This window comes from Brevibacterium sp. HMSC24B04, from assembly GCF_001806835.1.
GTDB lineage: Bacteria > Actinomycetota > Actinomycetes > Actinomycetales > Brevibacteriaceae > Brevibacterium > Brevibacterium ravenspurgense.
In genome coordinates, this window is the sequence record NZ_KV786072.1 from 73,060 (window position 1) to 87,839 (window position 14,780).

Here is a 14,780-nt window from a genome sequence, read left to right on the forward strand (position 1 = left end):
GGCAGTGCCCGCCTCGATTCGACCGGTGGGCTCAAGCGGTGGATGATGTTTCTATGACCTCAGGAACCAGTGTGCAGACAGCAGAGCTTTCCGTCCCCTCCCCGTGGTTCAGCCGCAAGAGGCCCTTCGGAATCTTCCTCGTGGTGACAGCCGTCATCGGCTTGATCGCATCTTTTGACCTGTCGATTGAGAAAATCAAAAAACTCGAAAATCCCGGGCATGTCCTGTCCTGTGACTTCAATCCGTTCTTTTCGTGCGGTTCCGTCATGAACTTCTGGCAGGCTCAGGTGTTCGGCTTTCCCAATCAGCTCATCGGGATTGCCGCGTTCATCTTCCCGCTGCTTCTGGGCGTCCTTCTGATCAGCCGCACGGAGATCCCCCGCTGGGTCATGATCGGTCTGCTGATCGGACTCACGGGCGGTGTCGCACTGGTCATCTTCCTGTTCATCAGTTCGATTTTCGTCATCGGGATCGGCTGCCCGTGGTGCATTGTCGTGTGGACCGTCGTCATTCCGATGTGGTTCATCACGGCGGGCCACCTGGCGCTCACGGGCGGCTTTGGGTCAGCTGTCCAGCACTCCCCCGTCATCCAGGTCTTCGCGTCTCATGCGGTTCTTCTGTCCGTGGCGGCTCTCGCGCTCATCTACCTGAGCATCGTCGCGAAGTTCTGGACGTTCTTCTCAAGCCTCGTCTGAACCGGATCGGTTCGCACCCCTCCCACCGGTTCCGGTGGGAAACAAGAAAAAGCCGGCCTCCGCCTCGTGTGACGAGGTTCTCAAATCACGAGGTGGAGGGCCGGCTTCTGTCTGCCTGGAAAGGTCAGTCGAGCTCGGGGAACCAGATCTTGATTTCTCGTTCTGCCGACAGCGTCGAATCCGAACCGTGGACGATGTTCTTCACAACACTTTCGCCCCAGTTGCGACCGTGGTCACCGCGGATGGAACCGGGAGCGGCGGTCGTCGGGTCGGTAGTGCCGGCCATGACGCGGAATGCTTCGATCACATCTTCGCCAGTGACGACGATCGCCACCGACGGTCCACTGCCCATGTATTCGACCAGCGGTTCGTAGAACGGCTTGCCTTCGTGCTCTTCGTAGTGCGCGCTGAGCATGGAGCGATCAGCCTGCACCATCTTCAGGGCACTGATTTCGTAGCCCTTCTTTTCAAGACGGCTGATGACTTCGCCGACCAGGCCCCGTTCAACGCCATCGGGCTTGACAAGTACGAGTGTGCGTTCCTTCATCATTCCTCTTTCTCCTGATTGTCAGGTGAAGCGGGTGAGCCCGCCCGATATGCCTGTTTGACGTAGGCGGTGGCTTCGCGGTCAATCCGTCGGCCCCAGTAGATGCCGACGGCCCACATGGCGCCGAAGACGACGGCGACGACAACGAGTCCGCCCAAAACAATACCGCTTGCCAGTATCAGCAGCTGAATCATCCACCCCAGCGCAATGCCCAGGCCCTTCTGGCCGGCTTTCTTCGGCAGGGTTGCCGTGGCGATGATGCACAGCGCACCGAGCACAACAGCCCCGGCCACGAGCCAGCCGAACGGCAGCGGCTGCAGACCGTAGCCGACCAGCAGGGCAAAGTAGACGATGATCGCCTCGGAGATCAGAACGGTTCCACCGAGGATCGGCAGCTTCGACTTCAGCGGAAGCTGAGGAAGTTCAGCAGGGGTCTCCTGCGTCATTGAGCATCCTTTCGGCCCAGCAGGGTGCGGGCCTCGGCAACGGTTGACAGCGAACCGGTCACAACGATTCCCGTTCTGCGCTCAGGGTCTTCAAGAGCGAGGTCGACTGCGCGCATGAGCGCGTCGTTGAGGTTGTCGGTTCGGATGACGTCGTCCGGATCCCACCATTCTTCAGCGGCTTCGGCGAGTTTCTGCGAGCTCAGAGCGCGCGGACTCTGAGCCTGAGACACGACGACCCTGCCGGCGGTCCGATACAGGTGTTCCAACACTCCGTGCACGTCTTTGTCTTCGTACACCGCGACCACCGCGACGACATCCGAGAAGTCGAAGGAGTCCGCAAGCGCTTCCCGCAGCGCGATTGCCGCGTCCGGGTTGTGGGCGCCGTCGACGACGATCGTCGGGTCGGACCGCATGACCTCCATGCGGCCCGGCGATGTGACGGTACTCAGTCCGGTGCCGATCGTGTCCGTGTTCAGAGGTTTGTCTTCCGTGCCGAGGAACTGTTCGACGATGGCAACCGCCAAAGCTGCGTTGTCGATCTGGTGGCGTCCCAGAAGCGGCAGGAACAGATCGCTGTAAACGTCGTAGGCCCCGCGTATGGAGAACAGCTGCCCGTCGACGGCCTGTTTGGCTTCGAGGACTTCGAACTCGCGGCCGAACCAGCGCCCGGTGAGCCCCCGGCTGGCAAGCTGGCTTTCGAGTTCTTCTGCCGCCTCGTCGTCTTGGCTGCCTATGACCGCCACCGGTGTTGGCGCGGGAGTGTCGTCCTGTGTCCTATCGAGGATCCCGGCCTTTGTGGCTGCGATGTCGGTCAGGGTGTCTCCGAGGAACGCCTGGTGGTCCAGACTGATGTGGGTGAATCCGCACACTTCAGCGTCAGCCACATTGGTTGAGTCCCACTGACCGCCCATCCCGACTTCGAGCACGTATACGTCGACGGGGGCGTCAGCGAATACGGCGAATGCGAGCACGGTCAGCGCTTCAAAATATGTCAGCGGCGGCCGCCCGTCTCCTGCGAGTTCGGCGTCGACCATGTCGAGGAACGGTCGGATTTCTGCGAATACCCGTACGAAGTCGTCCTCTGACACGGGTGCGCTGTCGACGGAGATGCGTTCGGTGACGGAGTGCAGGTGGGGGCTGGAGAAGCGTCCCACCCGCAAGTCGTGAGCGCTCAGCAGCGCGTCCACCATGCGGGCGGTGGAGGTTTTGCCGTTGGTGCCCGCGATCATGATGACCGGCGCGGCTCGGTGAATGTCACCGAGCAGTTCGCAGGCGCGCAGGGTGGCGTCCAGGCGCAGTTCGATTTCGGTTTCGCCCGCGCGGGCCTGCAGCGCGGCCTCAGCCAGCTGCAGGCCCGTCGGTTCGGTGTTCGTCATGCGTGCTTCTCCACGCGCACGGCGGCACCGTCGGCGAGTTCGGCGGCGTCGAAGACCTGCCCTTCACCAAGCGGCTCCTGTGTGATCCGCAGGGTTTCGGCCAGCGTTTCCTTGGCAATGAGGTCGCTGTAGGCGCTCAGCGCTTCGGCGCTTTCTGCCGGGACGCTGATGGCCACGTCGATGCGGTCCGACACGTGCAGGTCGAGTTCCTTGCGGGCGCTCTGGATGGCGCGGATGGTGTCGCGCGCCTGGCCTTCAGCCCGCAGTTCGTCGGTTACGACCGTGTCGAGAGCGACGAAGCCGGACTCGGTGGGAGCCAGCACGATGCCGTCCTGCCCGGACTCTGCGACGTCCTCGAGGGTGTACTCGCCTTCCTGCAGTTCGATGCCGCCGGACACGACAACACCGTCCGTGACGGACCAGTCGCCGGACTTGGAGCCCTTGATGGCTGCCTGGACGTTCTTGCCCAGGCGCGGGCCTGCGGCACGTGCGTTGACGGTGAGCTTCTGTTCGAGCTTGAAGCCGGCCTCTTCGGCCTTGTCAACCGGCATGACGACGACTTCGCGCACGTTGAGCTCGTCGGCGATGATCGACGTGAACTCTTCGCCCAATTCGATGTCCGTTGCGACGGTCAGGCGTGCCAGCGGCAGGCGCACGCGAAGCTTTTCGGCCTTGCGCAGGCTCGAGCCGACAGAGCAGATGGACCGGGTGAGGTCCATTGCCTCGACCAGTTCCGGGTTGGCTTCGAACAGCGAGCTGTCCGGGTAGTCAGCCAGGTGAACGGAGCGCTCCCCCGTCAGGCCACGGTAGATCTCTTCGATCGTGAACGGCAGCAGCGGTGCAGCGACCTTGAGGAACGCTTCGAAGCACGTGTAGAAGACGTCGAAGGTTTCGTGGGTCGCTTCCGAGCCTTCCCAGAAGCGGCGGCGCGAACGGCGGACGTACCAGTTGGTGAGCATGTCCAGGTGCTCGCGGAACAGTCCGCACGCGCTCCACAGGTCGTATTCGTCCATGTGCTTGGCGAAGCTGTCGATGAAGTCGCGCGTCTTCGCCAGCAGGTAGCGGTCGAGAACCTGCGAGGACTCGTAGCGGTGAGAAGCCTGGTAGCCCGAACCGGACTTGCCCTCTGCGGGCGTTTCGCCCGGAGCGTCTGCCGTGTTGGAGTACGTGGCGAAGAAGTGCCACGCGTTCCACGCCGGCAGGATGATCTGGCGCACCGAATCGCGGATGCCCTGCTCGGTAACAATGAGGTTGCCGCCGCGCAGCACGGGGCTGGACATGAGGAACCAGCGCATGGCGTCGGATCCGTCGCGGTCGAAGACTTCGTTGACGTCCGGGTAGTTGCGCAGCGACTTCGACATCTTGTTGCCGTCGGACCCCAGCACGATGCCGTGGCAGATGACATCGCGGAACGCCGGCTTGTCGAACAGCGCGGAAGCCAGGATGTGCAGCGTGTAGAACCAGCCGCGGGTCTGCCCGATGTACTCGACGATGAAGTCTGCCGGGTAGTGGTTGTCGAACCATTCCTTGTTGTCGAACGGGTAGTGCACCTGTCCGTACGGCATGGAACCGGAGTCGAACCACACATCCAGAATGTCCTCAACGCGGCGCATGGTCGACTTGCCGGTCGGGTCGTCCGGGTTGGGGCGGGTCAGCTCGTCAACGAACGGACGGTGCAGGTCCGGCTGGCCGTCGTGATTCAGCGGCAGGCGGCCGAAGTCGCGTTCGATCTCTTCGAAGCTGCCGTAGACGTCGATGCGGGGGTATTCGGGACTGTCCGACTTCCACACCGGCACGGGGCTGCCCCAGAAGCGGTTGCGCGTGATCGACCAGTCGCGGGCGTTTTCCAACCACTTGCCGAACTGGCCGTGCTTGACGTTGTCGGGCACCCAGTTGATGAGCTCGTTGTTGGCAAGCATCCGGTCTTTGAACTCGGTGACGCTGACAAACCACGAGGACACGCCCTTGTAGATGAGCGGATTGCGGCAGCGCCAGCAGTGTGGGTACGAGTGGTTGTAGGTTTCGTGGCGAATCAGAACAGTTCCGTCAGTGACGGAACCGGTTTCGCCTTCACCGGCCGTGACGTTCTTGAGGTGGCGGATGATCTTAGGGTTCGCGTCGAAGACGAGTTCGTCGACATAGTCGACAGCTGGCGCGGTGAAGCGGCCGTCGGGGCCGACCGGCATGACGGCTTCGATTCCCGCAGCCTGGGTGACAACGTAGTCGTCCTCACCGAAGGCGCCAGCGGTGTGCACGAGTCCCGTACCGTCGCTCGTGGTGACGAAGTCGCCTTCGAGGATGCGGAAGGCATTTTCGTGGTCGGCAAAGTAGGCGAACGGCGGAGCGTAGGTGTGGCCCAGCAGGTCTGCACCCTTGAGTTCGGCAACGACGGTCGGCTCTTCGCCGAGTTCGCGGGCGTAGGCTGCCAGACGCTCCTTGGCGATGACGTAGCGCTCAGCGCTGCCGGTGGGGCCATCGGATTCGACGACGAGGTAGTCGATGTCCGCCCCGACGACGATCACGAGGTTGGACGGAAGCGTCCACGGGGTGGTCGTCCAGATGAGGAAGCGGGCGTCTTTCAACGTGGAGTCAGCCAGCGGACCGGACGTACAGCGCAGGCCGACGGTGACAGCCGGGTCCTGGCGGTCCTTGTAGACGTCGTCGTCCATGCGCAGTTCGTGGTTCGACAGCGGGGTTTCATCTGACCAGCAGTAGGGCAGCACGCGGAAGCCCTCGTAGATCAGCCCCATGTCGTAGAGGGTCTTGAAGACCCACAGCACGGATTCCATGAACGTGGGGTTGAGCGTCTTGTAGTCGTTTTCAAAGTCGACCCAGCGGCCCATGCGGCCGACGTACTCTTCCCATTCGTCGGTGTACTTCAGCACCGATTCCCGCGCTGCGGCATTGAACTTGTCAATGCCCATCTCAAGGATTTCGTCCTTGGTCTTCAGCCCCAGCTGGCGCATGGCCTCAAGTTCTGCCGGCAGGCCGTGGGTATCCCAGCCGAAGCGGCGCTCGATGCGCTTGCCGCGCATGGTCTGGTAGCGCGGTACGACGTCTTTGACGTAGCTGGTCAGCAGGTGACCGTAGTGCGGCAGACCGTTTGCAAAAGGCGGGCCGTCGTAGAAGACGAACTCATTTTCGCCGTTCTTGCCGGCTTCGCGGTTGTCAATGGATTCCTGGAAGATGTTGTTGTCGTTCCAGAACTTCAGAACGTCCTTTTCCAGCGCCGGGAAGTCGGGGCTGGAGGACATGCCGAAAGCAGAGGTCGTCTGCTTGGGATAGATGTTCTCAGTCATGAGCGTCCTTTATTCGCGGGTCCGGCGGCACCGAACCCGTTTACGGTTTCATCCGTGCGAGGACGACTGCCCGAAGGCTGCCGCGGTACCACCCCGCTTATCCGCTGACGCGGATCGCTCAAAGGCTGTGACGGGCCCACCCGTCCGGTTCTACTGGGCCTGGGGACTGACGAGGCGGAGCTCGCCAAAGTTTCACAGGCTTTTCTTCCGGATGCTCCCCGGTGATAGCCGGATCGACGCAGGTCTGATCTTACCTCACCGCGGGAGCACCCGAAGGCTGGTCACAGCCCCGCGTTGCGCGCCACCTTGTGCTGGGCTGCCTGAGCGATGGGACGCAGCACCATGAGGTCGACGTTGACGTGGTGGGGCCGGGTGAGGCTCCACACGACGGCGTCGGCGATGTCGTCTTCCGTCAGCGGGTTCTCGACACCCTCGTAAACGGTGTCGGCGGCTTCCTGTGAGCCCATCCGCTTCAGCGAGAACTCCGGTGTCGCGACCATGCCGGGAGCGATCTCCATAACCCGCACCGGACGGCCCGCCAGCTCCAGGCGCAGGGTGCCGGCGATCGCGTGCACGCCGTGCTTGGAAGCGACATAGCCTCCGCCGCCCTCGTACTGGATGAGACCGGCGGTTGAGCCCATGAGCAGAATGTCGCCGCGCCCACTGGCCTCAAGTGCCGGCAGGAATGCCCTCACGCTGCGAAGAATGCCGAGCACGTTGATGTTGTACTCCTGTGCCCAGCTTTCCGGCGAGGCGTTCTCCACCCAGTCGTTGCCGATGGCCAGGCCCGCGTTCGCCACAAGCGCGTGCACGGGGCCTTCCGCGATGATCTGCTCGGCCGCCCGGGCAACCGAATCGTCGTCAGCGACATCGCACACCAGGTACTCACACCCGGTCTTCGCGGCAAGGTCCTTAAGCCGATCCTCGCGGCGAGCCAGAGCGACTACGCTCCAGCCGAGCTTCGTGAGCTTCTCCACGGTCGAAGCGCCGATTCCCGAACTTGCTCCCGTCACAACAGCACGCAGTTGAGTCATAGCTTCCTCTCTCAGATCCCGGCCCATCAGGGCCCTCCGATCACTGTAGTTGAGAAAAGGCACCCGGCACCTCCTAAGACGAGCTCCGCCTCGTACCCGGAAACCGGGCCGGAACACGCCCCGGCTTTCATCCCCGCCGCAGTCTGGGACAATGACGCTATGGATTTTGGTTCTCGCACACATGACTCGGTGCATCTGCCTGACAAGCCCGCCCTCGAAGGTCTCCAGGAAAAGTGGGACGCACGCTGGACGGAAGAGCAAACATACGCCTTTGACCGCAACACGACGCGCGACGAGGTCTACTCGATCGACACTCCCCCGCCGACGGCGTCGGGATCACTGCACGTCGGCCACGTCTTCTCCTACACCCAGACGGACGTTCTGGCCCGCTACAAGCGGATGACCGGCAAAAACGTCTTCTACCCGCTGGGCTGGGACGACAACGGCCTGCCCACAGAACGCCGCGTGCAGAACTACTACGGCGTCACCTGCGACCCATCCCTGCCGTACGAGGGCGACGACTTCGAACTGCCCACCAAGGTCCCGCGCAACCCGCGCGACTTCAAGCACGTGTCCCGCCAGAAGTTCATCGAACTGTGCCTCGAACTGTCCGGCGAAGACGAAAAGATCTTCGAAGACCTCTTCCGGAAGGTCGGGCTCTCGGTCGACTGGAAGCACTCCTACCGGACGATCGACGATCATTCCCGCGAAGTCTCGCAGAGGGCGTTCCTTGACGAGCTCTCCCGCGGACAGGCCTACTCGCAGGATGCCCCCACCATGTGGGACGTCACCTTCGGCACCGCCGTCGCCCAGGCTGAACTCGAAGACCGCGAACGCGAAGGCGCCTACCACAAGGTGACCTTCTTCCCCGCGGGATCCGACGGCCTTGCAGACACCGCGGCAGAGCCGATTGTCATTCTCACGTCACGTCCCGAACTCATCCCCGCCGTGGTCGCGCTCGTCGCCCACCCGGATGACGAGCGCTACCAGGACAAGTTCGGCACGAAGTACGTGTCACCCATCTTCGGTGTCGAAGTCGAAGTCCGCGCCCACGAACTCGCCCAGTCGGACAAGGGCACCGGCATTGCGATGGTGTGTACGTTCGGTGACCTCACCGACGTCACGTGGTGGCGCGAACTCGAACTGCCGCTGCGTGCCGTGGTCAACCGCGCAGGCCGCCTCGAACTGGAAACCCCCGAGTGGATTTCGGGCTCCGCCAAGGCCGACGCCGCGGAGCAGTACCAGAAGCTCGCCGGTATGACGACGTTCACGGCGCGCAAGACGATCGTCGAACTGCTCGAAGAGTCCGGCGACCTCATCGAGCCTCCGCAGCCGATCACCCACCCCGTGCCGTTCTACGAGCGCGGCGAAAAGCCGCTCGAAGTCGTCACCAGCCGCCAGTGGTACATCCGCAACGGCGGTCGTTCAGCCGAGCTGCGCGACGACCTCATCGCGCGCGGCCGCGAACTTCAGTGGCTGCCGGGCTTCATGCGAGCCCGCTACGAAAACTGGGTCGAAGGCCTCAACGGCGACTGGCTGGTGTCCCGTCAGCGCTACTTCGGTGTGCCCATCCCGCTGTGGTACCGCCTCGATGCCGAGGGCAACCCCGACTACGACAACCCGATTGTCCCCAGTTCGGAGTCCCTGCCGGTCGACCCGCTGCAGGACACCCCGGAGGGCTACACCGCTGACCAGCGCAACCAGCCCGGCGGCTTCATGGGCGAACCGGACGTTCTCGACACGTGGGCCACGTCCTCGCTGACCCCGCAGATCGTGGGCGGCTGGAGCACCGACGACGACCTCTTCAGCAAGGTGTTCCCATTCGACCTGCGTCCGCAGGGCCACGACATCATCCGCACGTGGCTGTTCTCCACGGTTGTGCGCGCCAATGCGCTCAACAACTCCGTTCCGTGGTCGCACACCGCCCTGTCCGGCTGGATCCTCGACCCCGACCGCAAGAAGATGTCAAAGTCGAAGGGCAACGTTGTTGTGCCCTCGGACATCCTGGCGGAAAACAAGCCGGGATTCGGCCCTGACGCTGTTCGCTACTGGGCATCCTCTGCACGCTTGGGCGTTGACACCGCCTACGACGTGTCCCAGATGCAGATCGGCCGCCGCCTGGCCATGAAGATCCTCAACGCCTCGAAGTTCGCCCTGGCGCAGGGTGTCCACGCGGGCCACGTGGGTCAGCTCGACGCTGTCATCAACCCGCTGGACAAAGCCCTGCTGACGGCCCTGTCGACAACCGTCGAAAAGGCCGGCAAATTCTTCGAGGACTACGACTACGCTCACGCCCTCATGGAGGCCGAGTCCTTCTTCTGGGAGTTCACGGATGACTACGTTGAGCTCATCAAGGACCGCTCCTACGGTGCGGCCGGCGAAGAACAGCAGCTGTCAGCGCACGTCACCCTGGCAACAGCTCTGGAAACATCGCTGCGCCTGTTTGCGCCCTTCATGCCGTTTGTGACGGAAGAGGTGTGGAGCTGGTGGCAGAAAGGCTCCGTCCACGCGCAGGCATGGCCTGCCGCCGGCAGCATTCCGGCACAGGATGTCCCGGCTGAGTTCCTCGAAACGGTGTCGCAGGCGCTCTCAGAGATCCGCCGGACCAAGACCGAGGCCAAGGTGTCGCAGCGCACCGAGGTCGTGAAAGCCACGCTGCGCGCATCACAGGCTGATATTGACACGATCGCGGCCGCACAGAGCGACCTGCAGGCCGCCGGCCGGGTAACTGAGCTCGTTCTTGACGTGGACGCGGATGCTGAAGGCCCCCGTGTTGCCGATGTCGAGTTCGCACCGACCGAAGACAAGAAGTAACAGCTTCTGAAAGCACAGAGCGCGCCGTTTGAAGCGGCGCGCTCTTGTGTTTGCGGGTTTTCTGCACGTGCGGCTGCCAGCCGGGCGGGCTTTAAGCCCGCGGGCAATAAACGCGGTTACGCGGTCTTCTTGCGCTGTTGGCCCGTCTGCTTGTGCGGAACCAGCGTTGGTGCCGCGTTTTCTTCAACGGTTTCGCGGGTCACGAGCACCTTGGCGATGTCATCGCGGCTGGGAAGGTCGAACATGACCGGCTGCAGGACTTCCTCCATGATGGAGCGCAGTCCTCGCGCACCAGTCCCCCGCAGCAGAGCGAGATCCGCAATGGACTCCAGGGCTTCGTGCGAGAACTCGAGTTCGACGCCGTCATAGGCGAACATTGCCTGATACTGCTTGACGAGTGCGTTCTTCGGCTCGGACAGGATGGTGACGAGAGATTCGCGGTCGAGGTCGCCGACGGCGGTCAGCACGGGCAGACGGCCAATGAACTCCGGGATGAGACCGAACTTCAGCAGGTCTTCGGGCTGCATTTCCGCGTACAGGTCGATTTCGTCGTCCTTAGAGTGGATCGGCGCTCCAAAGCCCACCCCGTGTCGGCCCTTGCGTGCCGCCACGATTTCCTCCATCCCGGCGAAAGCACCGGCGACGATGAACAGGACGTTCGTCGTGTCGATTTGAATGAAGTCCTGCTGGGGGTGCTTGCGCCCTCCCTGCGGAGGAACAGAGGCGACAGTTCCTTCGAGGATCTTCAGCAGGGCCTGCTGGACGCCCTCACCGGAAACATCGCGGGTGATCGACGGGTTTTCCGACTTGCGCGAAATCTTGTCGATTTCGTCGATGTAGATAATGCCCTTCTGCGCCCGCTCAACATCGAAGTCAGCCGCTTGGATGAGCTTAAGAAGAATGTTTTCGACGTCCTCGCCGACATAGCCGGCTTCTGTCAGAGCCGTGGCGTCTGCAACTGCAAATGGGACGTTGAGCATGCGCGCAAGAGTCTGCGCCAGGTAGGTTTTGCCGGAGCCGGTGGGCCCCACCATCAGGATGTTCGACTTGGCGATCTCCACGCCGTCGTCTTTGCCCTTGCCGTCTTCCAAAGCGTTGATCCGCTTGTAGTGGTTGTAGACGGCAACAGCCAGTGAGCGCTTAGCGGCATCTTGGCCGACGACGTACTCATCCAGGTGGTTGTAGATTTCCAGCGGTTTGGGAAGTTCGAGCTTCTCCGCAGGAGCGTCGGGCTGACCGAGCTCTTCTTCGATGATCTCGTTGCACAGGCCAATGCATTCGTCGCAGATGTAGACGCCTGGCCCGGCGATGAGCTTGCGGACCTGCTTCTGCGATTTGCCGCAGAAGTTGCACTTGAGGAGCTCTGCGCCCTCACTGCTGCGAGCCATTCACACTGCCTTTCGCACCCGGATCAGCCGGGAAGATCAGATTTCTGTACTTAGCCGAGTCTTTCACACTGGACTGACATGCGCGTTGACTTCTGTCGCGTGTCTGTTTGAGACCCGATGCACTGGGCCACAGACGCCCACTGCAAAGGGCCGCCGGAGTGTCCCGACGGCCCTTCGATGCACTGAAGCGCGTGCTCAGACTGACTGTGTCAGTTGACGCCCTTGCGCGAGGTGAGCACCTGGTCGACCAGGCCGTATTCCTTGGCCTCTTCGGCCGTGAGGAACAGGTCGCGCTCGATGTCGGTGTTGACCTTTGCTGCGTCCTGCCCGGTGTGCTTGGCCAGAGTGTTTTCCAGCCATCCGCGCATGCGCAGGACCTCGTTGGCCTGGATTTCGATGTCCGAGGCCTGTCCCTGTCCGCCGCCCTGCATGGCGGGCTGGTGGATGAGAACACGAGCGTTCGGCAGTGCAAGGCGCTTGCCGGGGGTGCCGGCAGCCAGCAGAACGGCGGCAGCAGAGGCCGCCTGTCCCAGGCAGACGGTCTGGATCTGCGGCTTGATGTACTGCATCGTGTCGTAGATGGCCGTCAGCGCGGTGAATGAGCCGCCGGGCGAGTTGATGTACAGCGTGATGTCGCGGTCGGGGTCCTGCGCTTCCAGCACCAGGAGCTGTGCCATGACGTCATCGGCCGAGGTGTCGTCCACCTGAACGCCGAGGAAGATCACGCGGTCGTCAAACAGCTTGGTGTACGGGTCCTGCCGCTTGAAGCCGTAGGGGGTGCGCTCTTCGAACTGGGGCATGACGTACCGCGAGTTCGGCATGTTGCCGGCGGTTCCGCCGTAGTATCCGGCACCGCCGGTGTAGAGATCAGCCATTTGTCCTCCTTGGGAATGCGGTTCAGCGGCCGTCCGGCACGTCAGCGGCGTGGGTGACGACCTTGTCGATGAAGCCGTAGTCCAGGGCCTCGTCTGCGGTGAACCAGTGGTCGCGGTCGTTGTCCTTGAGGATCTGCTCGAGCGACTTGCCGGTCTGCTCGGCTGTCAGTTCGGCCATCTGCTTCTTCATGTGCAGGATGAGCTCCGCCTGGATCTTGATATCCGTGGCGGTGCCGCCGATGCCGCCGAGCGGCTGGTGCATGAGGATGCGCGCGTGCGGGGTGGCAAAGCGCTTGCCCTTAGCACCCGAGGACAGCAGGAACTGGCCCATGGAGGCGGCCATGCCCATTGCGACGGTGCCCACGTCGGGCTTGATGTACTGCATGGTGTCGTAGATGGCCATGCCCGCCGTGACGGAACCGCCCGGCGAGTTGATGTACAGCCAGATGTCGCGGTCGGGGTCTTCCGCGGCAAGCAGCATCATCTGGGCGCAGATGCGGTTGGCGTTGGAGTCGCGGACTTCCGAGCCGAGCCAGATGATCCGCTCTTTCAGCAGGCGGTTGAAGATGTGGTCATCCAAACCCATGCCCGCCGTGCCCTCAGAGGCGACCGGCGTGGTCAGTTCGTGTTTGCTCACAAGTTTCTCCTGTGGGTTGATTTCTCTTGACCCTAACCGGCAAAGCCCGACTTTTAATCCACCCCTGCCGGTTGTTCGCCATGAGCGTGAAAACCTGCTCGGCCGAAAGAGCGGCCCAGGGTGCTCTGGACTGAGGGTTTGGGCGGGGTCGCTGCCCTTCCGGTACGACCCAACACAAAAGCAGACGAGGCGGAGGTAACCTCCGCCTCGTCTGCTCAGCCTGCTTTCGCAGGGGAAGAATCAGTCTTCCGAAGCTTCTTCTTCGGCTTCCTCAGCTTCTTCCGAACCGGTGGTGAATGCGGTCATGTCGATGACCTCACCGTTGGTGTCCTTGACGACCGCTTCGGCGAGAACAGCGGCGAGAGCCTTGCGGCGGCCGACTTCACCGGCAACAGCGCCGACCTGACCGGACTGGTCAAGAGCCTGTGCGAAGTCGTTGGGGTTCATGCCGTACTGCTGAGCGGAGGTGATGATGTACTCGATGAGTTCGGGCTGGGTGACCTCGATCTCTTCCTTCGCCTGCACCTTGTCCAGAATGAACTGCGCGCGCAGCTGCTTTTCGGTCTGCTCGCGGACCTCTGCACCGTGCTCTTCGTCGTCTTCGCGGCCTTCGCCTTCGAGGTGGCGCTTGACTTCCTCTTCAACAACGCGCGACGGGACGGGCAGGTCGAGCTTCTCAATGAGCAGTTCGAGAACCTTGTCGCGAGCCTCGACACCCTGCTGCAGTTCCTTGTTGGACTTGGCCTGGGTCTTGAGGTCTTCCTTGAGTTCGTCAATCGTGTCGAACTCCGAGGCAAGCTGGGCGAAGTCGTCGTCAGCTTCGGGCAGTTCGCGTTCCTTGACGGCGGTGAGCTTGATGGTCACCTGAGCGTCTTCGCCTTCGTGCTCCCCACCTGCGAGCTTCGTTTCGAAGGTGGTCTCTTCGTCAGCCGACAGGCCTTCGAGGGCTTCGTCCATGCCGTCGAGCATGGTGCCTGCACCCACCTGGTACGAAATGTCAGAAGCCGAGTCGATCTCTTCGTCGTCGATCTTCGCGGTCAGGTCGAGGGTGACGAAGTCATCCTTCTTTGCAGGACGGTCAACGGACTTGAGCGAACCGAAGCGGCTGCGCAGGTCATCGAGTTCCTTTTCGACGTCTTCATCCGTGACTTCGAGCGGCTCGACTTCGACTTCGAGGCTCGAGTATTCGGGCAGTTCGAATTCCGGCACGGCGTCGACTTCAACGGTGAAGGTGAGGTCGCCTTCTTCCTTGCCGTCAAGGCCCGGCATTTCGAGGTCTTCGATTTCCGGGGTGCCCAGGGGCTGGATGTCGTTGTCGGCAATTGCCTGGCGGAAGAAACCGTCGAGGCTGTTGTTGACAGCCTCCTGGATGACAGCAGCGCGACCGACACGCTGGTCGATGATGCGCGCGGGGACTTTGCCGCGGCGGAAGCCGGGAACGGCGATCTGCTTTGCGATCTCTTTGTATGCCTCGTCGACGCTCGGCTTGAGATCGGCGTAAGGCGCTTCGATGCTGAGCTTCACCCGAGTGGGCTCAATGCGTTCGACGGAGCTCTTCACTGTCTACCTCTTCAAATTGACTAACGGGAACGTCGCCAGAGTGCCGACACGCCGAAGGGCAACTTCCTCAGACATGCGCGACTGTGCTGACGACACACAGCGCTCTATC

At 62.4% G+C, this 14,780-nt stretch carries 11 protein-coding genes; 2 read left to right on the plus strand and 9 right to left on the minus strand.

The window, feature by feature from the left end; genetic code table 11:
• The first annotated feature begins 53 nt into the window (after positions 1-53).
• A complete protein-coding gene (locus HMPREF3092_RS02210) occupies positions 54-695 on the plus strand; it encodes a vitamin K epoxide reductase family protein (RefSeq protein ID WP_256174359.1) in 642 nt (213 codons plus the stop codon).
• Positions 696-819: 124 nt separating this feature from the next.
• Here the strand turns inward: HMPREF3092_RS02210 and ndk are convergent, their stop codons facing one another.
• The 5 genes from ndk to HMPREF3092_RS02235 form a co-directional block, all read right to left on the minus strand.
• Positions 820-1,242 (minus strand): nucleoside-diphosphate kinase, encoded by a 423-nt coding sequence (ndk, locus tag HMPREF3092_RS02215; protein WP_061943219.1) that lies wholly within the window; start codon positions 1,240-1,242, stop codon positions 820-822.
• Positions 1,242-1,688 (minus strand): DUF4233 domain-containing protein, encoded by a 447-nt coding sequence (locus tag HMPREF3092_RS02220; RefSeq protein ID WP_070423689.1) that lies wholly within the window; start codon positions 1,686-1,688, stop codon positions 1,242-1,244. The genes ndk and HMPREF3092_RS02220 overlap by 1 nt, the downstream gene beginning before the upstream one ends.
• The gene (locus tag HMPREF3092_RS02225; protein WP_070423690.1) at positions 1,685-3,064 is read right to left on the minus strand and encodes a bifunctional folylpolyglutamate synthase/dihydrofolate synthase; all 1,380 of its coding nucleotides are present in this window, start codon (positions 3,062-3,064) and stop codon (positions 1,685-1,687) included. Before HMPREF3092_RS02225 ends, HMPREF3092_RS02220 begins: the two co-directional genes overlap by 4 nt.
• Positions 3,061-6,363 carry an isoleucine--tRNA ligase gene (ileS, locus tag HMPREF3092_RS02230; protein WP_070423691.1) on the minus strand — a complete coding sequence of 1,101 codons (3,303 nt, stop codon included), beginning with the start codon at positions 6,361-6,363 and terminating at the stop codon, positions 3,061-3,063. Before ileS ends, HMPREF3092_RS02225 begins: the two co-directional genes overlap by 4 nt.
• Before the next feature lie 281 nt (positions 6,364-6,644).
• Positions 6,645-7,397 (minus strand): SDR family oxidoreductase, encoded by a 753-nt coding sequence (locus HMPREF3092_RS02235; RefSeq protein ID WP_070423692.1) that lies wholly within the window; start codon positions 7,395-7,397, stop codon positions 6,645-6,647.
• 159 nt (positions 7,398-7,556) lie between these two features.
• On the opposite strand from HMPREF3092_RS02235, the gene valS reads away from it, so the two are divergent.
• Positions 7,557-10,211: a valine--tRNA ligase gene (gene valS, locus HMPREF3092_RS02240; RefSeq protein ID WP_070423693.1), complete on the plus strand. Its 2,655-nt coding sequence runs from the start codon at positions 7,557-7,559 to the stop codon at positions 10,209-10,211.
• A gap of 116 nt (positions 10,212-10,327) precedes the next feature.
• On the opposite strand, the gene clpX is transcribed toward valS, so the two are convergent.
• From clpX to tig, 4 genes are all read right to left on the minus strand, one after another.
• Positions 10,328-11,599 (minus strand): ATP-dependent Clp protease ATP-binding subunit ClpX, encoded by a 1,272-nt coding sequence (gene clpX / locus HMPREF3092_RS02245; protein WP_070423694.1) that lies wholly within the window; start codon positions 11,597-11,599, stop codon positions 10,328-10,330.
• 209 nt (positions 11,600-11,808) lie between these two features.
• Complete coding sequence (locus HMPREF3092_RS02250; RefSeq protein ID WP_070423695.1) at positions 11,809-12,474, minus strand: ATP-dependent Clp protease proteolytic subunit; 666 nt, start codon at positions 12,472-12,474, stop codon at positions 11,809-11,811.
• A gap of 22 nt (positions 12,475-12,496) precedes the next feature.
• Complete coding sequence (locus HMPREF3092_RS02255) at positions 12,497-13,111, minus strand: ATP-dependent Clp protease proteolytic subunit (RefSeq protein WP_019175406.1); 615 nt, start codon at positions 13,109-13,111, stop codon at positions 12,497-12,499.
• 240 nt (positions 13,112-13,351) lie between these two features.
• Positions 13,352-14,671: a trigger factor gene (gene tig / locus HMPREF3092_RS02260; protein WP_070423696.1), complete on the minus strand. Its 1,320-nt coding sequence runs from the start codon at positions 14,669-14,671 to the stop codon at positions 13,352-13,354.
• Positions 14,672-14,780 lie beyond the last annotated feature (109 nt).

What these genes read in the sequence shown, in the direction of transcription:
- HMPREF3092_RS02210 (WP_256174359.1), top strand. Translation starts at nt 54, where the DNA reads ATGACCTCAGGAACCAGTGTGCAGACAGCAGAGCTTTCCGTCCCCTCC.
- ndk (WP_061943219.1), bottom strand. Translation starts at nt 1,242, where the DNA reads ATGAAGGAACGCACACTCGTACTTGTCAAGCCCGATGGCGTTGAACGG.
- HMPREF3092_RS02220 (WP_070423689.1), bottom strand. Translation starts at nt 1,688, where the DNA reads ATGACGCAGGAGACCCCTGCTGAACTTCCTCAGCTTCCGCTGAAGTCG.
- HMPREF3092_RS02225 (WP_070423690.1), bottom strand. Translation starts at nt 3,064, where the DNA reads ATGACGAACACCGAACCGACGGGCCTGCAGCTGGCTGAGGCCGCGCTG.
- ileS (WP_070423691.1), bottom strand. Translation starts at nt 6,363, where the DNA reads ATGACTGAGAACATCTATCCCAAGCAGACGACCTCTGCTTTCGGCATG.
- HMPREF3092_RS02235 (WP_070423692.1), bottom strand. Translation starts at nt 7,397, where the DNA reads ATGACTCAACTGCGTGCTGTTGTGACGGGAGCAAGTTCGGGAATCGGC.
- valS (WP_070423693.1), top strand. Translation starts at nt 7,557, where the DNA reads ATGGATTTTGGTTCTCGCACACATGACTCGGTGCATCTGCCTGACAAG.
- clpX (WP_070423694.1), bottom strand. Translation starts at nt 11,599, where the DNA reads ATGGCTCGCAGCAGTGAGGGCGCAGAGCTCCTCAAGTGCAACTTCTGC.
- HMPREF3092_RS02250 (WP_070423695.1), bottom strand. Translation starts at nt 12,474, where the DNA reads ATGGCTGATCTCTACACCGGCGGTGCCGGATACTACGGCGGAACCGCC.